Annotated in this window: 24 protein-coding genes and 2 pseudogenes; 14 read left to right on the top strand and 12 right to left on the bottom strand. The window is 66.0% G+C overall.

Translation table 11 applies throughout. The annotated features are described in order from the left end of the window. Positions 1-3: 3 nt before the first annotated feature. The 3 genes from RM423_RS09395 to RM423_RS09385 are packed head-to-tail and all read right to left on the bottom strand — an operon-like array spanning position 4 to position 1699. On the bottom strand, positions 4-1218 hold the full coding sequence (locus RM423_RS09395) for a beta-ketoacyl-[acyl-carrier-protein] synthase family protein (RefSeq protein WP_311422761.1): 1215 nt from the start codon (positions 1216-1218) through the stop codon (positions 4-6). Further along, the gene (locus tag RM423_RS09390; RefSeq protein WP_311422760.1) at positions 1209-1469 is read right to left on the bottom strand and encodes an acyl carrier protein; all 261 of its coding nucleotides are present in this window, start codon (positions 1467-1469) and stop codon (positions 1209-1211) included. The genes RM423_RS09395 and RM423_RS09390 overlap by 10 nt, the downstream gene beginning before the upstream one ends. A 29-nt stretch (positions 1470-1498) precedes the next feature. Next, entirely contained in the window at positions 1499-1699 is a 201-nt protein-coding gene (locus RM423_RS09385) for a carboxyl transferase domain-containing protein (RefSeq protein ID WP_311422759.1), read from the bottom strand. Positions 1700-2096: 397 nt separating this feature from the next. On the opposite strand from RM423_RS09385, the gene RM423_RS09380 reads away from it, so the two are divergent. The 5 genes and pseudogenes from RM423_RS09380 (at position 2097) to RM423_RS25550 (ending at position 6273) form a co-directional block, all read left to right on the top strand. Continuing rightward, the gene (locus RM423_RS09380) at positions 2097-2474 is read left to right on the top strand and encodes a VOC family protein (protein ID WP_311422758.1); all 378 of its coding nucleotides are present in this window, start codon (positions 2097-2099) and stop codon (positions 2472-2474) included. 605 nt (positions 2475-3079) lie between these two features. Next, entirely contained in the window at positions 3080-3805 is a 726-nt protein-coding gene (locus RM423_RS09375) for a hypothetical protein (RefSeq protein WP_311422757.1), read from the top strand. 33 nt (positions 3806-3838) lie between these two features. Further along, positions 3839-3965: pseudogene (locus RM423_RS25555) on the top strand (glycosyltransferase); the annotation flags it as partial. 185 nt (positions 3966-4150) lie between these two features. Beyond that, positions 4151-5269, top strand: coding sequence for a glycogen debranching N-terminal domain-containing protein (locus tag RM423_RS09365; protein WP_311422755.1), 1119 nt, complete (start codon positions 4151-4153; stop codon positions 5267-5269). A 29-nt stretch (positions 5270-5298) separates the two neighbouring features. Continuing rightward, positions 5299-6273, top strand: coding sequence for an amylo-alpha-1,6-glucosidase (locus tag RM423_RS25550; protein WP_396327668.1), 975 nt, complete (start codon positions 5299-5301; stop codon positions 6271-6273). A 132-nt stretch (positions 6274-6405) separates the two neighbouring features. Here RM423_RS25550 and RM423_RS09360 read toward each other — a convergent pair whose 3' ends face one another. The 4 genes from RM423_RS09360 to RM423_RS09345 form a co-directional block, all read right to left on the bottom strand. Further along, positions 6406-6813, bottom strand: coding sequence for a universal stress protein (locus RM423_RS09360; protein ID WP_311422754.1), 408 nt, complete (start codon positions 6811-6813; stop codon positions 6406-6408). Continuing rightward, on the bottom strand, positions 6810-7598 hold the full coding sequence (locus tag RM423_RS09355) for an ATP-binding cassette domain-containing protein (protein WP_311422753.1): 789 nt from the start codon (positions 7596-7598) through the stop codon (positions 6810-6812). The genes RM423_RS09360 and RM423_RS09355 overlap by 4 nt, the downstream gene beginning before the upstream one ends. Beyond that, positions 7595-8620: an ABC transporter permease gene (locus tag RM423_RS09350; protein WP_311422752.1), complete on the bottom strand. Its 1026-nt coding sequence runs from the start codon at positions 8618-8620 to the stop codon at positions 7595-7597. Before RM423_RS09350 ends, RM423_RS09355 begins: the two co-directional genes overlap by 4 nt. 121 nt (positions 8621-8741) lie before the next feature. Continuing rightward, on the bottom strand, positions 8742-9791 hold the full coding sequence (locus RM423_RS09345; protein ID WP_311422751.1) for a substrate-binding domain-containing protein: 1050 nt from the start codon (positions 9789-9791) through the stop codon (positions 8742-8744). Positions 9792-9973: 182 nt separating this feature from the next. Between RM423_RS09345 and RM423_RS09340 the strand changes: the two genes are divergently transcribed. Continuing rightward, the gene (locus tag RM423_RS09340; protein ID WP_396327667.1) at positions 9974-10996 is read left to right on the top strand and encodes a LacI family DNA-binding transcriptional regulator; all 1023 of its coding nucleotides are present in this window, start codon (positions 9974-9976) and stop codon (positions 10994-10996) included. 30 nt (positions 10997-11026) lie between these two features. Here RM423_RS09340 and RM423_RS09335 read toward each other — a convergent pair whose 3' ends face one another. Next, on the bottom strand, positions 11027-12238 hold the full coding sequence (locus tag RM423_RS09335; protein ID WP_311422749.1) for an ROK family transcriptional regulator: 1212 nt from the start codon (positions 12236-12238) through the stop codon (positions 11027-11029). Positions 12239-12385: 147 nt separating this feature from the next. On the opposite strand from RM423_RS09335, the gene RM423_RS09330 reads away from it, so the two are divergent. The 6 genes from RM423_RS09330 (at position 12386) to RM423_RS09305 (ending at position 17951) form a co-directional block, all read left to right on the top strand. After that, on the top strand, positions 12386-13432 hold the full coding sequence (locus RM423_RS09330; RefSeq protein WP_311422748.1) for a substrate-binding domain-containing protein: 1047 nt from the start codon (positions 12386-12388) through the stop codon (positions 13430-13432). 31 nt (positions 13433-13463) lie between these two features. Continuing rightward, positions 13464-14477 carry an ABC transporter permease gene (locus RM423_RS09325; RefSeq protein WP_311422747.1) on the top strand — a complete coding sequence of 338 codons (1014 nt, stop codon included), beginning with the start codon at positions 13464-13466 and terminating at the stop codon, positions 14475-14477. Beyond that, complete coding sequence (locus RM423_RS09320) at positions 14474-15250, top strand: ATP-binding cassette domain-containing protein (protein WP_311422746.1); 777 nt, start codon at positions 14474-14476, stop codon at positions 15248-15250. Before RM423_RS09325 ends, RM423_RS09320 begins: the two co-directional genes overlap by 4 nt. Positions 15251-15294: 44 nt before the next feature. Then, on the top strand, positions 15295-16164 hold the full coding sequence (locus tag RM423_RS09315; protein ID WP_311422745.1) for a sugar phosphate isomerase/epimerase family protein: 870 nt from the start codon (positions 15295-15297) through the stop codon (positions 16162-16164). Next, positions 16161-16874: a nucleoside/nucleotide kinase family protein gene (locus tag RM423_RS09310; RefSeq protein ID WP_311422744.1), complete on the top strand. Its 714-nt coding sequence runs from the start codon at positions 16161-16163 to the stop codon at positions 16872-16874. The genes RM423_RS09315 and RM423_RS09310 overlap by 4 nt, the downstream gene beginning before the upstream one ends. A gap of 204 nt (positions 16875-17078) precedes the next feature. Further along, on the top strand, positions 17079-17951 hold the full coding sequence (locus tag RM423_RS09305) for a ZIP family metal transporter (protein WP_311422743.1): 873 nt from the start codon (positions 17079-17081) through the stop codon (positions 17949-17951). A gap of 87 nt (positions 17952-18038) precedes the next feature. Here the strand turns inward: RM423_RS09305 and RM423_RS09300 are convergent, their stop codons facing one another. Both RM423_RS09300 and RM423_RS09295 read right to left on the bottom strand, forming a co-directional pair. Next, complete coding sequence (locus RM423_RS09300) at positions 18039-18935, bottom strand: M48 family metalloprotease (protein WP_311422742.1); 897 nt, start codon at positions 18933-18935, stop codon at positions 18039-18041. Positions 18936-18961: 26 nt separating this feature from the next. After that, the gene (locus RM423_RS09295) at positions 18962-19336 is read right to left on the bottom strand and encodes a BlaI/MecI/CopY family transcriptional regulator (RefSeq protein WP_311422741.1); all 375 of its coding nucleotides are present in this window, start codon (positions 19334-19336) and stop codon (positions 18962-18964) included. Between the two features lie 136 nt (positions 19337-19472). Between RM423_RS09295 and RM423_RS09290 the strand changes: the two genes are divergently transcribed. Next, positions 19473-20099, top strand: a complete 627-nt coding sequence (locus RM423_RS09290; RefSeq protein ID WP_311422740.1) for a phosphatase PAP2 family protein — start codon at positions 19473-19475, stop codon at positions 20097-20099. 25 nt (positions 20100-20124) lie between these two features. On the opposite strand, the gene RM423_RS09285 is transcribed toward RM423_RS09290, so the two are convergent. Next, positions 20125-20616, bottom strand: a complete 492-nt coding sequence (locus RM423_RS09285; RefSeq protein WP_311422739.1) for a hypothetical protein — start codon at positions 20614-20616, stop codon at positions 20125-20127. A 157-nt stretch (positions 20617-20773) separates the two neighbouring features. Between RM423_RS09285 and RM423_RS09280 the strand changes: the two genes are divergently transcribed. Further along, entirely contained in the window at positions 20774-21586 is an 813-nt protein-coding gene (locus RM423_RS09280; RefSeq protein WP_311422738.1) for an ANTAR domain-containing protein, read from the top strand. 96 nt (positions 21587-21682) lie between these two features. Here the strand turns inward: RM423_RS09280 and RM423_RS09275 are convergent. Further along, positions 21683-21937: pseudogene (locus tag RM423_RS09275) on the bottom strand (transposase); the annotation flags it as partial. Positions 21938-22064 lie beyond the last annotated feature (127 nt).

Raw genomic sequence — 22064 nt, 5'->3', positions numbered from 1 at the left:
GGTCTAGGCCCTTCCGAACAGGACGATGGCGTTGTTGCCACCGAAGGCGAAGCCGTGGTTTTCGACGACGTCCAACCGGGCCGGCTGGGCGGAGTTCGCAACCACGTTCGTCAGGGGTATTTCGGAGCCCAGCTCCCGGAAGTTCACCGTCGGCGGGCACAGTTGCCGCAGCAGCCCGAGTACGCACGCGACTGCTCCGAAGCCGCTGGCCGCGCCCATCGTGTGGCCGAGCATCGACTTGATCGAGCTCACCGGCGGCGCAGCGGGACCGAAGACATCGGCGATCGCTGAGCTTTCGGTGACGTCGTTGGCCTTGGTGCCGGTGCCGTGCGCGCAGATGTAGTCGACCTGCGCTGGCGTCACGCCCGCCCGCTCCTGCGCCAGCCGAATGCAGCGGGCGACCGACTCGCGATTCGGCGCCACCATGTGGTCGGCGTCGCAGTTGATGCCAGCTCCGAGGACCGTTGCCAGGGCGTCGCGACCCCGCGCGCGTGCATGCTCCTCGGACTCCAGTACCAGCGCGACCCCGCCCTCGGCCGTCAGCATGCCCTCGCGGTGCGCGTCGAACGGCCGGCACACGTCAGGGGACATGGCGCCGAGCCGGTAGAAGCCCGCATGCGCCCATCGGCAGACCGAGTCCGCCCCGCCGACTATGGCGATGTCGGCCTTGCCGGACTCGATCAACAGCGAGCCGAACGCGATGCTGTAGTTGCTTGCCGAGCAAGCCGTCGAAAACGTGTAGTCCTCCGCATGCGGAGCGTCCAACTCGTCCACGACCGCTTCGCCGATACGCTGTGCCGGCAGCTTGCTCGCCACCTCCGCCGAGATCCGGCCGGGTGTGGTGATGAGGTACTCGGCGGTGGCCTTCTCCATTTCTTGCGACTCGCCGCTGGTCGTGCCCATACAGACCGCGATGCGCGATCCGTCGAGGTCGCCCTGCCCGAGCCCCGCGTCCTCCACCGCCAGCCGGGCAGCCGCCGCAGCCAGCAGGCTGCTGCGTCCGTACCGCTCGGCGGTGACGTTCTTGCAGATCTGCTCGGCCGCGAAGTCGTGCACCTCGCCGGCCTGGTCGGTCCGGAATCCGTCCGTGTCGAAGGACCGGATCGTGGACGTACCCACCCGCCCCGCGAACAGCGCGTCGGCGAATGCGTCCCGACCGATTCCTATGCTGGAAACGGGCCCGAGACCCGTCACGAACACCGTGTGCTTCACTCCCATTTCGCGTATTCCTTCACGACCTCGTAGACGTGCACGAGGTTGTCCATCCGCGGCAGTTCCTCCTGCGGCACCTCGACGTCGAACTCCTTGTCGATGCGGGAGAGGATTTCGATCGCGCGCAGCGAGTCGGCGTCGTATTCCTCGGCGAACAGGCCCTCGTCGGTGAGTTCGGAGGGGTCGATCTCGAGGATGTCGGCGACGAGGTCGCGCAGCGTCTCGAGGTTCGTGCCCTGGACTTTGGCATTGGTCATCGGTCGCTCCTTGGTGTGGGTCATGGTGATTACCGGGGTGGATTGCCGTGCTTCTTGATGCGGGCGCCGCCCCTCTTCTTGCCGCGCGGCATCTCGAGGGCGTCGGCGAGCTTGACACGGGTTCCCCCGGGGTCGATGACGTCGTCGATCAGCCCCGGCTCAGCGGCGTGGAAGGGGTGCGTGAACTCGGCCTTGTACTCGGCCGGGAGGCGCTCGCAAAGCGCTCGCACCGCTGTCCCAGCAAGGTCATGAGGCTCCCAAGTACGTCTACGTCCGGGTCTTCGGCGGTGCCCGCGTCGGCCAGTCGTCGCGGTCCTTCAAAGGGTGCACGCCGGGCGAGCGCGCTCACCAGTCGCTGACCTGTTTCTGCGAGCGCCTGACAGGAAAGGGACAGTGCGGCGCTTTCCCGCACACACCGTTGCTCCTGTGCGAGCATCCGGTGCCGGGCACCCGGCGGGTGAAGGGACCGGCGGGTGATCCGAGCCATTACGTGCGATCGTCCGCTCTGGGAACTCCGGCTCAGCCTGACTAGCGTGGTGGCGTGAAGAAAAACCGTGCGAGGTCATTCCTGATGACGGTCCGCGGCAAGCGCGTGGACGTGGTCGCTCACGTCATCGGATCGGCACCGTGATCGGGCGCCTGCACCACGTGGTGATCGATACTCGCGATCCTGCCTCGCTTGCCGCGTTCTACTCCGAGTTGCTCGGTCTGCCGGTCATATACGCCAGCGACGACTGGGTGGTGATCGCGACGGGCGATACGGCATCGGGGATCGCGTTTCAGCTGGCGCCCGATCATCGGCCACCTACCTGGCCGGACCCGGCGACACCGCAGCAGATCCATCTCGACGTCATGGTGGACGACGTCGCCGCAGCGGGACGGCAGGCGATAACGCTCGGCGCCCGGTGGGTGCGTGATCAGGTGTTCACCGATCCCGTCGGTCATCCGTTCTGCCTCATCGCCCGCCCGGCTTGGGCACCGCCCGTCCACGACACCAAATCCTGACCCGAGCCGCGCTGGCAAACGACGGGATGCGGGCCTCCGACAGCCGTCAGGAATGCCGCACGACGCATCGACCGCCGCCACTCGATCGAGCAGCAGTACACCGGCGATGACGCCGTGGTCGTCGGCAGCCTGATGATAAGTTTTGCTTGAGATAGCTGATAGTCGCGGCCTGCCCCAGTCGGGTAGTGCCGAGCTCGGCGTGCCGACGAGGCATTCATCTCGAGCGCGAAGCGCGTCAAGGCGCCCACCAGCGCACACGGTGTGTCCCGATCCGGAGAGCGCTCGAGCACTCATTGCTGCTGGTGCCACGCCATGGTGCTCGACGACGTGCCGGCGCGGTGGCGGGTCTGGTCAGCACGTGGACCGGCGTTGCATCATAGGACTCGGCCGGGTGACGGATCTGCACAGCGACCCGCGGTGGCTCGGCTGGCTGGGCGAGCGGAGTGCTCCGCACTGTTCTCGCGGGAAGGAACTCCGTGGTGGGTCGATTCACAGTACGGAAGTACGGAACCTCGAAGATGGTGACGGGGGTACCGGCCGTTCGCCCGCAGCTGAGGTCTGAACGTGGCGGACGTGGCATTCTGCTCACCGCGGCGGGACCGCAGATGAACGCGGTTCTGCACCGGTTCGCGCTGCCGTCGTTCCTCCGCTATGCGGAACGGTGGGGTTACGCAGTACGTGCGGTCGATCTGCCGGAGGACGGCACCGGTGCCGATGACGGCGCTCAACAGGCGAAATGGGTGAAGGTGTCGTTGCTTCGGGATGCCTTGCGGGAGTTCGACCTTGCGCTCTGGATGGATGCTGACACGCTCATCGTCCGGACCGACGAAGACGTCGCGAGTCACCTCGGGGCACACGCCTTCCAGGCGCTCACCCTTGAACAAGTCCCCTTTGATCACAGGATGAACCCGAACACCGGCGTCTGGTTGATGCGCTCATGCGCGATCTCGTTCCGCTTTCTGGATGCGGTTGAGTCAGCGGGCCACCAACCGGGCCCGTGGGCCGACCAGGGAGCGGTTCTGAAAGTCCTAGGTTGGAATCGTGGTGACGAGAGCTACCGATGGGCGTCCCCTGGTCGAGGGAGCAGATTTCTCCAGGGCACGAGTTGGCTACCGCCTGGATGGAACCAGCCCTATCCGAGCAGGAGAGCTGACGCTGATGTCTACAACAGCACGTCCGCGTCCTACGTCGGGAGGCCGGCGGTGGAAGATCCATGTGTCTTGCATTTTATGGGCATGAAGCCCGACGCTCGCTACCGGCAGATGAAAGAAGTAGCCGACAAACCGCACCACGTCATGGGCCTCGCACCCGGCGGTCACCAAGAGAGCTGAGGGACGGCTTGACTCCGTCCACGCGGCCAAGATGCAACGGCGATGCTCAACCCGATTCAGTGGCCGGAGCCGTTTCGGCCTGGTCATGATCGAAGCACTTGCCACCGGAACCCCCGTCGTGGCCACCGCCTGTGGCTCCGCACCGGAGATCATCGAGCATCTTCGGCTCTACACCGAACTGACCGGACAATCAGTACGGTCATCGGTGCGGCCGACCAGGGCCGTCGCCTCAACCGCCTTGGGCGGTGCGGCATAAGCGTCGACATCTTCTGAGGCGGCGATATGAGTAGCGACAGCGCGGAACCACCGGTACCAGCGGGTACCCGTGGTGCACCCACGCTGACCGTGACGACCCCGGGAGCGCGCACCGTCACCCTCGTCGAGGGCTCGTCCTTCTGCGTGTCCGGGCTGACCGGTGCCATGCGAGCAGACCAACCCGAGGGCGTGTTCTTTCACGACATGCGCGTGCTGTCCCGGTGGGATCTCTCGCTCAACGATGCCCCGGTGGAGCCCATCACGGCCTACGCCGCCGAACCATTTCGAGGAATCTTCATCGGTCGGGGGACCGACGGCGTTGGTGGTGGCGCGGACAGCGATCTCCTGGTGGAGCGCCAGCGACTGGTCGGCGGCGGATTGCGCGAGGACATCGTGGTCCGCAACGTCGGCCGGGAGGCAGCGGAATGCACGCTGATCCTCGAGATCGCGGCAGACTTCGCTGACCTGTTCGAGGTGAAGAATGGACGGGTCGAGCGACACTGGCGGCACACGACGAGGATTCAGGACCAGGAATTGATCATCGACGCCCGCTGGCACAACCACCGCCGTGGCGTCGTCGTGCGTACCGAACCGGGTTGCACCATCACGCCGGGGCAATTGACCTATCGCACCGTCGTGCCGCCGCGTGGGCAGTGGTCTACCACCGTGCTGGTACAGCCTGTCATCGACGGCGTCAGAGAACCGACCGAGTTTCCCTTGGGCACCTCGCTGCACGACACCGAACCGATGCGTCGCCTCCGGCGATGGCGCACCGATAGCCCCGTCGCGCGCAGCGACAACAGCGCGCTCGAGCAAGCCCTCCAGCGCAGCCAACAAGACCTCGGCGCCTTGCGGATGATCGACCCGCAGATTCCGGCCCGTGCGGTCGTGGCCGCTGGTGCGCCCTGGTACATGGCGCTGTTCGGGCGGGATTCCCTGATCACCGCGTTCATGGCTCTGCCCATCGACCAAGACCTCGCCCGGGACACGTTGAAGACCTTGGCCCGCTACCAGGGTGAGCGGATCGATCAGGTCACCGAGGAGGAACCAGGGCGGTCCTGCACGAGGTGCGACTGGGCGTGGATGCCGGCGTTGCCCTCGGCGGCGGCGGCAGGTACTACGGCACCGCGGACGCGACACCGCTGTTCGTCATCCTCCTCGGAGAACTGCGACGGTGGGTCGGGACGGACGAGGACATCGATGCCCTGATCCCGAACGCCGATCGCGCACTGAGCTGGGTGCGCGACTACGGTGACCGTGACCATGACGGCTTCGTCGAATACGCCCGCGCCACCGACCATGGGTTGGTCAACCAGGGTTGGAAAGACTCCTGGAACGGCATCAACTTCGCCGATGGTCGTCTCGCGGAGCCACCGATCGCGTTGTGCGAAGTCCAGGGCTACGTCTACGCCGCTTACCTGGCACGGGCGATGCTGGCGCTGGACGCCGGTGACCGAGCAGGCTTCGAGTCATGGTCGAGTGCGGCCGCCGAGCTGAAAGAACGCTTCAACGAGAGCTTCTGGCTACCCGATCGGGGTTACTACGCGATCGCGTTGGACCGGGACAAGAACCCGGTGGACGCCTGCGCGTCGAACATGGGGCACTGCCTATGGAGCGGAATCGTGGACGACCGGCACGCGGGGCAGGTCGCCCGGCGGCTCATGTCGGAGGAGATGTTCAGCGGCTGGGGTGTCCGCACCCTCGGTAGTGACATGGCGCTCTACAACCCGGTCAGCTATCACAACGGGTCGGTCTGGCCGCATGACAACGCGCTGATCGCCGCCGGGCTCATGCGGTACGGCTTCGTGGAGGAGGCCCAACGCATCGTGGCCGCCCTCCTCGACGCGGCCACGAGGTTCGAGGGCCGCTTACCGGAACTGTTCTGTGGCTTCTCCCGCGACGAATATGCCACGCCGGTGCCCTACCCGACTTCGTGTTCGCCGCAGGCCTGGGCGGCGGCGACGCCGGTGCACCTCGTCCGCACGCTGCTGCGCTTCGATCCGTGGATCTCGCAGGGCTCGGTGTGGCTGGCGCCCACACTCCCGTCCGGGTTCGGCCGTCTGCACATCGACAATATTCTGCTCGCGGGTTCCCGAATCAGCATCGACGTGAACGCGACCGGCGCGAAGGTGTCCGGACTGCCTGCCGGACTACGGCTCGTACGGGAGCCACGAATGCCACTGGCGGACGCTCTCGCCCAACTGCTCGGGTGAGGACATCTGGTTGGTGTGCAAGGACGTCAACCACAACGGCAACCCGGGATTCCATCGGCCGGATACTTTCCGGTCACCGCCTGACCTCACCGCGTGCCATCCGTGCCACCAAACGCTCTGCCGAGCGGGTCCTCAGCCGGCGCCCGTCGCGCGGACCGCGAGCACCGGGCACACCGCATCCCTCAGGACGCGTTGCGCGTTGCTCCCGAGAAGAGCCTTTCCCACCGGTGAGCGCCGGTGCAGACCTATCACCAGCAGTTCGGCACTGACCTCGGCCGCGACCGCAAGGATCGCATCCGAGGGATGACCGCCCGCGGCGAGATCGACGTGCCGAACCGCATGCGGTACGCCGTCGGCACTCAAACGTGCCATCAACGCGTCGAGATCCAACGTGTCGGCCGCGGTAGGTCGGAGGTAACCCGCCTGGTCGACAGCGTTGACGACAACTACGTCGGTCTGACGCCACGTGGCTTGGCGCGCCGCTTCGGTGATTGCAAGATAACCGGTTGCGTCGGGCACGTATCCGACGACCACGCTCACGAGGACACCGTGTCATTCTGCGCGGTAGGTGCTGGCAGAGCTCCGGTCATGATGCCGACCACTTCGTTCATGCTGTGGTCCTGCGGCCGGACCACCGCGGCGCGGCGGCCGAGCCGGTGAATATGAATGCGGTCGGCAACCTCGAATACGGCAGGGATGTCATGGCTTATCAGCACGACCGGGATGCCGGTCGCGCTGATGCGCTTGATCAGATCGAGCACGCCCTTGGACTCGCGTACGCCGAGTGCGGCGGTCGGCTCGTCCATGATCACGACTTTCCGTCCGAACGCCGCCGCCCGCGCCACCGCCACCGTCTGTCGCTGGCCACCGGACAGACTGTCGACCGGTTGGGTGATGGACTGCAGCGTCGTGATGCCCAGCTCGTCCATCTGCTTACGGGATCGAGAACGCATCTCTTTCACGTCGAGCATCCGGAGCACCGATCCCAGCGGTCCTTTGCGCCGGACCTCTCGTCCGAGAAAGAGGTTGGTGGCGATGTCGAGGGCGGGTGCCATGGCCAGATCTTGATAGACGGTTTCTATGCCGGCCTTCTGGGCGTCGTGCGGGCTGCGGAACTGGACCGGCTGGCCTTCCAGCAGGACCTCTCCCGCGTCGGGAATGACGTCACCCGACAACACCTTGATGAGGCTCGATTTGCCCGCACCGTTGTCACCGATGACAGCCAGGACCTCGCCGGCCCGCAGGTCGAAATCGGCGCCGGCGACCGCGGTGACGTGGCCGTAGCGTTTGACGATGTTGCGCGCCTCGAGCACGGTCTCGTTCATCGGGCCTTCTTCCTGGTGATGGAATCCAATGCGACGGCGGCGATGACGAGCACACCGGTGACGATGTTCTGATAGAGCGGGTCGATACCCGCCTGGGTCAGCCCGGACTGCAGCACCAGCACGATGAGCGCGCCGAGGTAGCTCCCGAGTACGGTTCCGCGGCCACCGAAAAGGCTCGTGCCACCGATGACGACGGCCGTGATGGTATCCAGATTGGCCGTCGGATAAGCGTTCGGCGAGGTCGCGGGACTCCGTCCGAATGCCTGCCAGGCGGCCAGGGCGTACAGCACCCCAGCCAGCACGTACACCGAAAGCAGCACCCGGCGCACGTTGATCCCGGTGCGCTTGGCGGCGAGGTCGTTGTTTCCCACGGCGTAGACGTGGCGTCCCCACGCGGTTCTGGTGAGTGCGAAGTGCAGTACGGCCACACTCACCAGAACCAGTAGGACGCCAAAGGTGATCTGGAACTTGCCGAACAGGTATCCACCTTTGGACAGCACCGTCAGCGGACCATTGTCGACCAGCACCGTCTCCTTGGTATAGAGGCGCGACACCGACGTCAGAATGGTGAGCAGGCCGAGCGTGACGATGAAAGGCGGCAGTCCGAGCCGCGACACGATGAGCCCGGAGATGAGACCGAGCGCCGCGCAGACGACGAAGCCGATGAGCAGCGCGGGGATCTGCAAACCCGCGTGCCCGGATGCCAGCTTGGCGACGACCAGAGTTCCCAGCACCATGATCGCGCCGTTGGCCAAGTCGATGCCGCCGGTGAGGATGATGACGGTCTGGCCCAGCGCGAGCGTGCCGACAACGACTGACTGCTGCAGGATCAGCGAGGTGTTGTCGACGCTCAGGAAATTCTGAGTGAAGATCGAGAATCCCACGACTGCCAGGATCAAGGCTGACAGCGGTCCGAGGACGGGGTTGCGAAAGAACCGGTCAGCCACGGTCGCGGCACGTGTGCCGGAGGTGTCCGGGACTGCGGCGGCTTTCTCGCCGGCTAGCTGGAGCGAGTCGGTCATTCTTCAGCCTTTCGATTCGGAATGCTGCGATAGCGCGGTCCCCCGCCGAGAGGTCTGCGCCGGTTTCGGTTGCCCGGCCGGGCTTCGCGGCGCAGCGGCGAGCTGACGCCGGCACTCCCGGTCAAGAAGCGCCGCCCCAGCAGTTCTGCAGGCCCCAGGTGGTGTCCTTGGCGGCGAGGCCACCGAGCGGCTTGTCGGTGATCAGCTGGACGCCGGTGTCGATGTAGCCCGACGCCGGCACCGACGGCTTGGCTCCGTTCTTGGCGAATGCGACGGCCGCGTCCACGCCCGCGGTGGCCATCTTGGAAGGAAACCGCATGACGGTCGCGGCGATCTTGCCGTCCTTGACCGCCTGCACTCCGGTGCAGCCGCCGTCGATGGAGCCCAGCACCACGGAATTGGCCTTGCCAGCGTTCTTCAGTGCCGTGTACGCGCCGATCGCGGCAGGCTCATTGATGGTGTACACCGAGTTGATGTTGCCGTTCTTCTGCAGCAGGTTCTCCATCGCGGTCTGGCCCTTGGCCTGGTCGCCATTCGTGTCCTGCTTACCGGCGATCTCCTTGCTGCCGTCGGGGACGCCGAGGCCGGTGAGAAAGCCGTTGTGGCGTTGATCGCCGACGGAGACGCCCGGCTGCAGGTCAAGCATCGCCAGCACCGGTGTCTTGCCTGCCAGGGCGGCCTTGACGTAGGCACCCTGTTCCACGCCGGCCTTGGTGTTGTCGGTGGCCCAGGTGGCGTCAACGCCCTTGTTGCCCTCTGTCTGCGTGTCCAGGGCGGCGACGAAGATGCCCTTCTGCTGCGCGGCGAGCAACGTCGGAACGATGGCCTTGGAGTCGTTGGGCGTGACCAGAATGGCCTTGACGCCGGAGGCCATCATGTTCTCGATCGCCGTGACCTGGCTGGCGTTGTCGCCGTCCGCGGTTCCGGCTGCCGCCACGAGTTGAGCGCCCATCTTCGACGCTTCCTTCTGCGCGGCGGAGCGCATGGAGACGAAGTACGGATTCGAGTCGGTCTTGGTCACCAGGCCGATCTTGACGGAGGTGCCGCCGCTCCCGCCGCTCGATGTGGCGGACCCGGACTTGGTGCTGGTGCAGCCGGCCAAGGCCACGGGGACCATGAGTGCAGTGGCTGTGAGCGCGGCGATACGCGCGGTCGGGGTGCTGAGTCGCATGCTGATTCCTCCTGGTGGGACCCGGGGCCGATGGGAGGCCGCAGCGGGTTGACAGGAGGGTAACCCTCCCCGCGGACGCGGCGCAAGCGCTTGCGCAAGCGCTTCGCTGTTACGCTGATTCCGGTCTGATAACGCTGGGCAGAATAACGCTGGCAGAACAGGGGTTGGCCGTGAACGCACGGATGAGCGATGTGGCGAGAACTGCTGGCGTCTCGATGTCGACCGTCTCGCATGTCATCAACGGCACGCGGGTGGTGGAACCCACGACGCTGCAGCGGGTGAACGACGCGATCAAGACGACGGGGTACCGCCACAACCGATTGGCCCGGGCGCTGGCCCGGGGCGCCGGAACGCAGTCGGTCGGCGTAGCTCTGTCCGCACAATCGAACCCGTATCTCGCCGACCTGGTGATGCCGATAGAGGCCTCGCTCACCGACCACGGCTCCTTGATGCTGCTCGGCGAGACTCATGAGGATGCGGCGAAGGAATACCGGCTGGTCAACGCCCTGCTGGACCGACGGGTCGACGGCATCATCCTGGCTCCGACTCCTGGGGCGGGCGAGCAGACGCTACCCATGCTCGCCAAGTCCGGACTTCCCGTGGTGCTGCTCGATCGGCTGGTGGACGCGGCTAACTTCGACCAGGTCGGCTCGGACAACACCGAGCCGATGGCGGGTATCGTCGATCACCTTGCCGGGCACGGGCACACCCGTATCGCGCTGATCGCGGGCATCCCTGGTCTGTCCACCTCGGGCGAGCGGCGCGAGGGCTATCTGCGAGGACTGGAGCGCAACGGGATCACACCGATTCCGGGGTTGGTGGCCGAGGGCGGCTCGTCAGCGGGGGAGGCCGGTCGAGCGATGGAGCAGCTCTGGCGACGGCACCCGCGGCCGACGGCGATCATCCCGGCGAACAACTACATGACCGTCGGAGTGTTGAAGTGGCTTCGCCAGGCGCGGATCAGCGTCCCGGACGATGTGGCGCTGGCCGGCTTCGATGACTTCGAGTGGTCCGATCTGATCGACCCACCGCTCACGGCGGTGGCCCAGAACTGGATCACCATCGGCCAGCGAGCGATCGAGATGCTCACCGATCGAATGGCTGCCCCCGACCGACCCCCTCGTACGGAACGAATCGTCGCCAGCCTCATGGTGCGGCAGTCCTGCGGATGCGGCAGCGACGACGTGCCCGCGCGAGGTATCTGACGGTGGGCACGCCGTGTCCAGGTAGGGCGGCTACTCCATAATCAGCCTGCTGAGCCGGTGTTCGGAGAAGATCTCTTCGGACAGCAGCGCAGACAGCCCGACCAAGCCCGCGCGCGGATCCAGCCGGCTTCGGACTATCTGGAGATTGCGGGTGGCCAGCGGCAGGGATCGTTGGTAGACCACCTCTCGTATCCCGGCCAGGAGCTGTTCGTCGGTGTGTGCGAGCTGACCCGAAACGGCGATGATTCGGGGGTTGAAGAGGTTCACCGCATCGGCCACCGCGCGACCGAGAATCCGACCGGCCCGGCGCAACAGGCGCTGCGCGGACACGTCGCCGGCCTGAAGGAGCCGGAGGACGTCATCAACGCTCCGGACGTCGACGTTGCCGTTGGCCCGCAGGTCGCGTGCCATCGCCCAGCCGCCGGCGTATGCCTCGACACAGCCGGTGTTGCCGCAGCGGCACAGTGGCTCGCCGTCGGCGTCGTCCGGCAGCGCGAGTTGGATGTGGCCGATGTCGCCGGCCGCGCCGTCCGCGCCTCGGTGGACCTTGCCGCTGGCGATCAACCCGCTGCCGACGCCGGTGCCGACCTTCAGCATCATCAGATGCGAGATCTCCGGGTAGCTGAACTGATGCTCGCCGACCGCCATCGCATTGACGTCCTTGTCCACTACCACCGGACAGTCGTAACCGGCGACGAACCAGCCGGGAATGTCGAAGCGATCCCACCCGGTCATGATCGGTGGACTCACGACGCGCCCTGACGAGAAGTCAACGGGTCCGGGCACGTCCAAGCCGATCCCCAAGACGTCCGACGGGACGTGACCGGTGTCAGACAGCAGCTTGTCGAAATGGTCGCCAACACAGCTGAGCACCGGGACGGGCCCATCCGAGACGTCCATCCGCTGCTCTACCTCGGTGAGGACGGTGCCTCCGAGGTCGCACAGTGCCACTCGCATGGCGGTCGCCCCGATATCGGCGACGAGTAACACCCCTCGGTTGCGGTTGAAAGTGAACAAGCTGGCGGGACGGCCGCCGGTGGACGTGCCCGACTCCGCCGTCACGACCAAGCGGGCAGCCATCAGCGCATCCAAGCGCTGATTCGCCGTCGAGCGCGACAACCCGGTCCGGCGGATCACATCGGCGCGGGTCAACGGGGACCCCGGACGGAACATCGTCAGCATCTCGAACAGGTCCGCTGTCGGCGCGCCTCGCCCGCTCGGGCCGGTGGGGTGGGACGTCATGGAAACCTGCCTAGCTCGGTGATTCGACGCTGCGGTTGCGGTTATGTTACAGCGGCTGTTGCTTTTGTATAATCCTAGTCTAAAGTCATGCTGACGCTAGTCGAAACCATTGAGCTCATGCAGCTGCTGACCCGTAGGAGAGCCGCCATGCCATCGCCCACCACGTTCTGGACCCTTCCGGCCGCGACCGCGCTCGCTGCGGGGCTCGTGCTCACCGGCTGCTCATCGAGCGGCTCCAGCGCTGATTCCAGCAAGGGCGCCTCAAGCGGCTCGGGCAAAGTCGCCGTCGTCATCAAGGGCTTGGACAACCCGTTCTTCCAGTCCATGGAGAGCGGTGTCAAAGACAAGGCAGCCGCTGACGGGGTTTCGGTCGAGGTGCAAGCGGCAAACTCGATCACCGACACCACCGGCCAGGCAGACAAGCTTGCGGCGCTGGCGACCCAGAACTACTCCTGCTTCGTGGTGAACCCGATCAGCGGCACCAACCTGGTCCAGGGCATCGCGCAGCTCGGCGCGAAGAAGAAGACGATCGTGAATATCGACTCGCCGGTGGACGCATCGGCGGCCAAGAGCGCGAACGCGACGTTGGCTACCTACATCGGGACGGACAACATCGCGGCCGGCAAATTGGCGGGCAGCGAAATGACGAAGTTGCTGCCCAACGGGGGAGATGTGGTCGCAATCGGCGGCACGGCGGGCGATGTCACCAGCGCGGCCCGGATTACCGGGTTCCAGCAGGGCATCGCAAGCAGCTCGGCCATCAAGTTCGGCCAGACCGTCGCCGCCAACTGGGACCGGCAGGAGGCGCTCACCCAGGCGCAGACCATCCTGCGGTCCAAGCCTGAGCTAGGCGGCTTCTTCGTCGCCAACGACGACATGGCGCTGGGTGTAGCTCGGGCAATCGCGACGGCCGGCAAGACCGGCAAGGTGCACGTCATCAGCGTCGACGGGATCAAGGACGCGCTCACGGCGGTGCGCGACGGACAGTTGGACGCGGTCGTCGCCCAGTACCCCTACGTCATCGGGGCGATGGGCGTCGAGGCCTGCAAGGCGGCGAACGCCGGAAAGGCGTTGCCCGCCAATGTCGCCGCGCCGGTCGAGCTGGTCACCAAGGCGGACGCTGCCAAGGCACTGGCCGTGACGCCCAAGCCGTTCGGAAGTTACACCGATCCCTTTGCCGAGCTCACCAAGTGAGCCGGTGCGAGCGGAAGAACAGGTGGTCACGATGACCGGCCTGAAGGCGCCGAGCGGCAGCGCCACCGCCGAGCATGCTGACGTTGATGGCGGGCCACGGCGCTCGGGAGCGCTGGCCCAGCTCAAAGACGTGGGCTTCTGGGCGGAGTGGGCGGCGCTGGCCGGCCTCGTCGTGCTGGTCGTCGTCTTCCAGGCCTCGAACTCGACCTTCCTCTCCAGCGGCAACATCGAGGCGATGCTTACCTCGTCGGCCATTCTGATCGTCCTCGGTGTCGGCCAGACCTTCGTCATCTCGACGGGCGGCATCGACCTGTCCGTTGCGTCGGTGATGACCTTCGCCGCGGTGGTTTTCGGCTTGGTCTACAAGCAGAACAGCAATCTGATACTGGCCTGCATCGCCGCGCTGCTCGCCGGCCTGGTGTTCGGTGCTATCAATGGTGTGCTCGTTGCACGCGGCAAGATCACCGACTTCATCGCGACGCTGGGCACGCTCTCGGCCGCCTCGGGCGTGGCCCTGATCATGTCGAACGGCAAGCCGACCACCGTCATCAACTCGACCTTGCTGACACTCTCCAGTGGCGGAGTGGGTTTGTTCGGCTGGTCGTTCATCATCGCTGCCGTGATCGCCGTCATCGCCGACGTGGTCTACTTCCGGACACGCTTCGGCACCCACGTGCTGGCCACGGGCGGTTCCGCCGAAGCCGCAGGGGCGGCGGGGGTCCGCACCGACCGGATCAAGCTCGGCGTGTACACGATCGCGGGCCTGCTCGCCGGCGTGGCGGCGATTCTGCTGGTCTCCCGAGTGGGAGCCGCCGAGCCGGCCGCCAACACCGCCTACCTGCTGAACTCGGTCGCGGCCGTCGTGCTCGGTGGGGTCAGCCTGGTCGGTGGCCGCGGCAGCATCTTCGGCCCTGTCGTGGGCGGCCTCTTGCTGACAGCGCTGACCAACGGTCTGACGCTGCTCGGTGTCTCGCAGTTCTACCAACCGCTGTCCGTCGGCATTGTCGTGGTATTGGCCGCTCTGTTCTCGAGGTTCCAGAAATGACTGCTTCCACAGAACGACCACCAGCCGTGGCTGCCGACCTGCTTACCGTCGATGCCGTGTCGCTGTCCTTCGGTCCGGTTCGAGCGCTGCGCGACGTCGCCCTGAACATGCGCCGGGGTGAGATCACCGCGCTCGTCGGTGACAACGGCGCCGGCAAATCAACGCTGGTTCGCTGCATCAGCGGCATTCACCGACCCGACTCTGGCGAGATCACGTTCGATGGGCAGGTCATCGCCTTTCACTCACCCGATGATGCCCGCAACGCAGGGATCGAGACGGTTCACCAGAATCTCGCGCTGGTCGAGGATCTCACCGTCTGGCAGAACCTCTTCCTCAACCGGGAGAAGGTCTACGGCAGGCCACCGTTCGCGCTGCTGAACCGGCGCGCCATGAAGAACGAAGCCCAGCAGATGGTGTCGACGCTGGCCGTCAATGTGCCGGCCGTGACGTCACGGGTACGCCGGCTCTCCGGCGGCCAACGGCAAGCCGTCGCGATCTGCCGCGCGGCCAGCTTCAGCTCCAAATTAGTGATCATGGACGAGCCGACCGCCGCGCTCGGCGTGCAAGAGACGAGCAAGGTGGAGCAGTTGATCGCCACGTTGCGCGACGACGGCCACGCGGTACTGCTCATCAGTCACAACTTCGAGCAGGTCCTGCGATTATCCGATCAGGTATGGGTAATGCGAGCCGGGCGGTGCGTCGGCGGCCGCCGCACCGCGGAGACCACCGGCGAAGAAATCGTCGGCCTCATCACCGGCGCTCTTGCCTCCTGAACCCTGCCCCTGACTGGAAGAAGAACAGAACTATGACCACGAATATGAGTAACCCCATCGGGATCCACGCCCTGGTCTGGGCCGGCGACACCTCTGCTGAGTCGGTCACCACCGCCATCGACCAGACCAGGAGGACGGGATACGACCTGCTCGAATTCTCACTGCATGACTCCATCAACCTCGACGTGAACGCGACCCGGCAACAACTCGCCGACGCCGGACTGCAGGTCACCTGCTCACGGGGGCTCGCCTTCGATGCCGACGTTTCCAGCGAAGACCCCGACATCGTCAAACGGGGTGCGGCCCTGCTGTCGGACTCACTGGAGCTGACTCGCCGCATCGGCGGAACCCATTTCACCGGAGCCCTGTACAGCGCCCTGGGTAAGTATGGTCAGCCGCTGACGCCAGCCGGCCGCGACAACGTCGTGTCTGTGCTGCGCGATCTGGCAAACCAGGCGGCGGAACACCAGATGACATTGGGTCTCGAGATCTGCAACAGGTATGAGACGAACGTGATCAACACCGCCCGGGACGCCTTGCGCCTGGCCGACGACATCGGCGCGGACAACGTGCTGATCCATCTGGACACCTACCACATGAACATCGAAGAGGACGACTTCGTCCGCCCGGTGCACGAGGTGGGCGCTCGGCTCGGTTACGTCCACGTGGGGGAGAACCACCGCGGGTATCTGGGCTCCGGGCACATCGACTTCACGTCGTTCTTCCGGGCGCTCAGCGACATCGGGTACGCGGGACCGATTACGTTCGAGAGCTTCTCTTCGGCCGTGGTGGCCCGGGGCCTGTCCAACGACCTGGCGATCTGGCGAAACCTGTGGGCCGACGGTGCGGACCTGGCGCGCCACGCTCACCAGTTCATCACGGAGCACATCCTCCTCGGCACCGCGGTTGCGTGAGCCGGGTGGAATCCGACGCCGTTGATCTGGCAGCGCTGACCAGCCGGGTGGACCGGCTGATCAGCGAACGTTCCGGACGGCGCGTGCTGATCGGCATCGTCGGCGCACCGGCCTCGGGAAAGACGACGCTCGCCCACGCGCTGCTGGCGGCACTGGTCGAACACGAGGCGCCGTGGGCGCCGGCATTCCGGGTTGAGCTCGCTGGGGACCCTTCGAGGCCCTGGATCGGTTCACACGTGGCGCACGTTCCGATGGACGGCTACCACCTGGCTGACATCGAATTACGCCGCCTGGGTCGGGATCAGCGCAAGGGAGCGCCAGACACCTTTGACGCCCGCGGCTACGCTGCCCTCCTCCGACGACTGCGAGAGTGCCAGGAAGATGTCTGGGCACCGGCATTCGACCGCGACGTCGAACAACCGGTGTCCGGAAGCATCCCCGTGCCGCGATCGAGCCGAGTGGTCATCACCGAAGGAAACTACCTGCTTATCGACGCGCCGGAGTGGCGTGACGTTCGCGAACTCCTGGACGAGGTCTGGTTCTGCGAGGTCGACACCCAACTCCGGCAGCAGCGGTTGATCGCCCGGCATATCCGCTTCGGCAAGACGCCGCAGGCAGCCGCCGCCTGGACGCACGGACCCGACCAGCGCAACGCCGAGCTGATCGAGCGCACGCGCTCCCGGGCCGATCTAGTGCTTACCTGCGAATGACGGTGACAGGAAGTGGAGAGTGGATCAGCGGGTCAGCGTGAGACCGGACTTACCGCTGCGGCTGGTGGGCGCTGGACACGAAACTTCCTCCGGAAGGACCAAGGAAGCGAGGCAGCTGCGACTTGAGCCGGAGACTTGCGCCGGGCGCCGTTCCGAGGCAGTGTAGGCGTGTCAGGTTAGGTAAGGCTTACCTCTGGGGATGTTGTGGAACTGTCAAAGACGCTGCTGCTGGGCTTTATCGCCGGGATTACCATCCTGGTCGGTATGCCGATCGGCCGGCTGCGCAAGCCTCGTCCTGGCATGCGGGTTTTCTTGAACGCCACTGCGGTGGGTGTGCTGCTCTTCCTGGTGTGGGACGTGTTCTCAGCGGCGTGGGAACCGATCGACGCCGCGTTGGTCGAGCATCACGATCACAACAGCGGGTTGGCGCCGGCCTTCGGTTATGGGGCGCTGTTCGTGGGTGGGCTCGCTGCCGGTCTGCTGGCTTTGGTGGGTTACGAGCGCTACCTCTCGCATGCTTCGAGTCGGCGCCCTGTTGGACCTGGGGCGATGTCCGTTCATGAACGGCCTCAGCGGACGGCTCGCGGCGTCGCCACCTGGACGGCCTCGCGACGTCTTGCCCTTCTGATCGCGGTGGGGATCGGATTGCACAACTTCGCCGAAGGCCTGGCCATCGGCCAATCGGCAGCGCGCAATGACATCGGTATCGCCACCATGCTCGTCATCGGATTCGCGCTTCACAACGCAACCGAAGGCTTCGGCATCGTGGCACCGCTAGCAGCCGACAGCGAGGTCGACGGCACCGGGGCGCGCCCCTCATGGACCTTCCTGCTCGCTATGGCTGCGATCGGCGGGGGTCCCACCTTCATCGGCACCTGGGTCGGACATGGCTTCACCAGCGAAGCCATGTCGGTGTTGTTCCTGACCCTTGCCGCCGGCTCGATCATCTACGTCGTGTCACAGCTCTTAGGCATCGCCTCCCGGGCCAAGCGATCGGATCTGCTCGCGTACGGCATGCTGCTCGGGCTGGTTGCCGGCTTTGCCACCGACGCCATCGTGACCGCAGCCGGCGTCTGACATCCCACGCTGTTGGACGCATAGGGGTCTGGCTGCTGACGGTAACTCGTGTCAGCGGTGCTGCTCGTGTCAACGGTGCTGCTCGTGTCAACGGTGCTGAGCGCGGTAGGCGTACTGGGCGAATTCAAACAGCCGCTCCGTGTCATGGGCGGCTTCGGCGACGGCGGCGACCGTCGCGCCGAGGAGGCCTACCAGCAGGGCGAGACGCCATAGCGCCAGGCGTAGCGGAGCCGCGCGTAGGGCGGCCACGCGGATGGTGATCTCTGTGGCGGCAGCCGCGAGCACCACCGCTGAGGCGGCCGCGGCAGGTTTGCTGGTGGCGGCGCGGGTCAATGCCTCGGCCACGACGTCCCGGTTGCTTGCCTTAGCGGCATCCTCGTCGGCCCATCGTTCACAGGCCGATCCCGCCGCGGCGGGCAGCCGGGACAGCAGCGGATTCGTGGCCGCTGCCAGCTGAGCCAGGCTCTGGTGGACATGGTGGTGATGGCGGAGGTGGGACCGTTCGTGGGCCAATACCGCGCGTCGCTCTCCGGCGCTCAACTGACGCAGCAAGCTGGTTGAGACGACGATACGGCCCGGACGGCCGGGTACGGCGTAGGCCTGCGGAACTGGGCTCGGAATGACCGCGAGCTCGCCGCCGTGCGCCGGCAGCAGCGCCGCCAGCCGGCAGGCATCGCGCACCGCGAGAACTCGCCGCCAGCCGACAAGACCCGCCTCGAGCGCCAGTATCGCCAGAGCCGCCAGCGCCGCGGCCGCGACCGGAGTAGCGACCGGATCGACATGGCGCAGCGAGTCGACCGACCAGTGGCCACGCGATGACAGCAGTGAACTCTGACCGGCGAGGGTGAATGCCAGCAGGGCGAGGGACGTGCTCGATCCCGCGGCGGCCACGAGTCCGCCGACGCTGAGCAACCAGGTACCGGCGGCTGGTGGAAGCCGGCGTGCCAACGGTGGGGCGAGAACGCCGAAAACTCCCGAGAACAACAGGGGAAGATAAACCGACAGGTGCATCAGCCGTCCCGCTTCTCGGAATGTTCGTCGTGCAGCAGGCCAGCCAGCGTCGCCTGCTCCTCAGCGGTGAGTGTGCCGAGAAAACGGGTCAGAACCGCGGCGTGGTCGCCTCCACGGTCGAGCATGGCCCGCATCCTGTTGGCCGCGAGCCCCGCGTCATCGAGCACCGGCGTGTAGGCGTGCGACCGACCGTTCAACTGCCGGCGCACCGCGCCCTTGGCGTGCAGGCGGGCGAGGATGGTCTGCACGGTGTTGTACGCGAGGTCGAGATCGAGCGCGTCGAGTAGGTCGCCAGCCGTCATCGGCGCGTCCGCGGCCCAGAGGGCAGCCAGTACCTCTGACTCCAGGTCGCCTGACCCACGCCGCTTGGCCACTGCGGTGCCTCCGTTTCAATTCGTCCGGCACCTGGTGCTCGTCGCGGCGCCCGGCCCGGATCATAGCTCCTACGCTATTGTAGGGATCGAACTCCTACATTCATGTAGGTGAGCTGATGTAGCGACGGGACACCCAGTGACTCATTCATTCACCGAGAACTACCTAGGCGACGCAGGCGACTTTCTCCTCGTCAACCGCTTTGCCCGGCGCACTCCGTGGTTGCACGGCATCCTCGCGGAATACGCGGGCGCCGGCCTGGCACTGTTCGTGGTGCTGATCGCCGTGGGGTGGTGGCTCGCGCGTCGACAGAGCAGCCTCGATCGGATGGCTGCGGTCATCTGGTCCGGGATCGGAACACTGGTCGCGGTCGCGGTGAACCAGCCGATCGTGCACGCCGTGGCCGAACAGCGACCGTATACCTCGATCCCGAACGCCCTTTTATTAGTGGGAAGATCGGCGGACTATGGATTTCCTTCCGACCACGCGACCATGGCTGGAGCGGTCGCGACCGGCTTGCTGTATGTCAACCGCCGCCTCGGCGTCCTGACGTGGTGCGTCGCGGTGCTCATGGCATTCAGCCGGGTCTACGTCGGTGCGCACTACCCCCACGATGTCGCTGCCGGCTTGGCCCTCGGAGCGACCGTTATTGTCCTCGGTCGAATCGTCGTACATCCACTCCTGCGGACGCTTCTCCACAGACTCGCCCGCACGCGCCTGCGCCCAGCGCTCATTTCGACCGCGCCCGCACAGGCCCGCGTGTGACGGGCCTGTGGACCGCCTTCTGATATCAGCGGTGTGCTCGTCTTCGCGGAGTCGTCACCGCGGTGGCGGTCGGGACGGGTGCGCGGGTGTTTCGGATCGTACGGTGGATGGTAGCGAAGCCGGCCACGGCGGTGAGGGTGCCAGCGGCCTCGGCGAGAGCGGTGATGGTTTTCTTGGTGAACCAGAGGGGTTCATACATGGATGGGATAGGGCCGATTGCCGGTACATCGACGTAGCGGTAGAGCAGGACGGCGGCGAGTGCGCTGGCCGCGACCACGGCGGCTGCGGCGAACGCCGCCCGGCTGCCGCGGAGGATGAGGTAACCGGCGGTAGCGAGAGCGAGTACGGCTTCGAGTCGGAAGAGATTGCCCTGGCCGATGCCACCCGGGGCGGCGAGCTGGTAGTCCGAGGCGAGTTGGAGGTGGATGACGGCGTCGATGATCAGAGCGGCGGCCGTGGCCAGTCGCAGCACGGCGTGTGCTGAATTTGCCGGCTTGACCCAGCCGGCGCGGTTCACGTCCTGACCTTGGTGGCGGAGGGAAGCGGGAAGCGAATGGTTGGTGTCACGGGAACCTCCGGATGAACTGGGCGCCACGTCGGCGACGCCGTCATATCTGATTCGTCACCATGCCTGCGGCGGATGGTGTGCGATCTTTGCGGCCCGGTGGTGTCCAATGAGCGGGAGAGAGAGCAAACCGCGACTTTCGACCTCACTCGACAGCCGCGACGGCGGGTTGAGCATTCGCCGTCCCTGGGACCTGCTGGGTCCCCTGCACTCGAAGGCAGACCTGATGATGACACCTGATCCCATGGCCCCCGGTCCGCGCGGTCTGCCGACCGTCGCTGTGCATACCTCCGCTACCGGGATCGGCTCTGCGGGGATCGGCTCAGCCGCGCTGGACTCGGTGGTTGAGGCGATCAGTCAGCTGCCACCCTCCACCGATGCCGGCGAGGTGTTCACGGCCATCGCGCACGCGGCGGTGCCGCTGGTGTGTGACACGTGCACGGTGCGGCTCATCCGTGAGCGTGAGGACGCCGTGCACCTCGAGCATCCCGCAAGGCCCGAGCCCGCCGATACCAGCATGGTCATTTCGATCCAGCCTATGGCGGCTGAGGCTGGCAGGGGATACAGCGGCTCGCTGACGCTGGGCTTCCGCGGTCCTGACCCGGGAGATGAGCGTCGTCTGCTCGGCCAGCTCCTCGTGGAGCTGGGCGTCTCGATCATCGAGCGGGAGCGGCTCAGATCCAAGGCGGCCAATCTGGAACTCGCGCTGACAAGTAACCGCGAGATCGGTGCCGCAATCGGCATCCTGATGATGACCCACAAGTGCACCTCTGACCAAGCCTTCGACATGCTCCGGCGAGCAAGCCAACACACTCACCGCAAACTCGCCGCCCTCGCCCGAGACGTCACCACCACCGGCGTCCTGGAAACCCAGCTCCACCCCGAACCACCCACACCTCAACCACAGCCGACAAACGCCTGAGCCCGGCCCCAACTTCCCTGCCGGTAGGGCGCTCGCGTCAGCGGCTAGAAGGATTCACCGGGTCTATCTCGTAAACGGTGTTTCTGGCGTTTTCCATCAGTAGGTTTCGGCGGCCGGGAATCGGTCGGCGAAGGTGATCGCGAACGCGTTGAGCGCTGGCTTCCACCGCACTGCCCATCGTGCCCGACCGTGGCCGGTGGGGTCCAGTGATCGGGTCACGAGGTAGAGGCATTTCAACGCGGCCTGCTCGTTCGGGAAGTGACCGCGGGCCTTGATCGCCCGCCGGTAGCGGGCGTTGAGCGACTCGATCGCGTTCGTCGAGCAGATGACCCGGCGGATCTCTACGTCGTAGAGGCTGTCGCGGAATCGGTGCAGTCCGGTGACGCCGGATGGCGCCGGTCGACCAAACGTGTGGGATGGCTAGCTGAAAGTGTCAGACTCGGCCGTGCAGCTTGCTCAGATCGCTGCGGCGCGGTGG

The organism is Jatrophihabitans lederbergiae (genome assembly GCF_031845305.1).
Lineage (GTDB): Bacteria > Actinomycetota > Actinomycetes > Mycobacteriales > Jatrophihabitantaceae > Jatrophihabitans_A > Jatrophihabitans_A lederbergiae.
The sequence above is the reverse complement of the archived record's forward strand: the minus strand, read 5'-3'. Positions and strand labels throughout refer to the sequence as shown.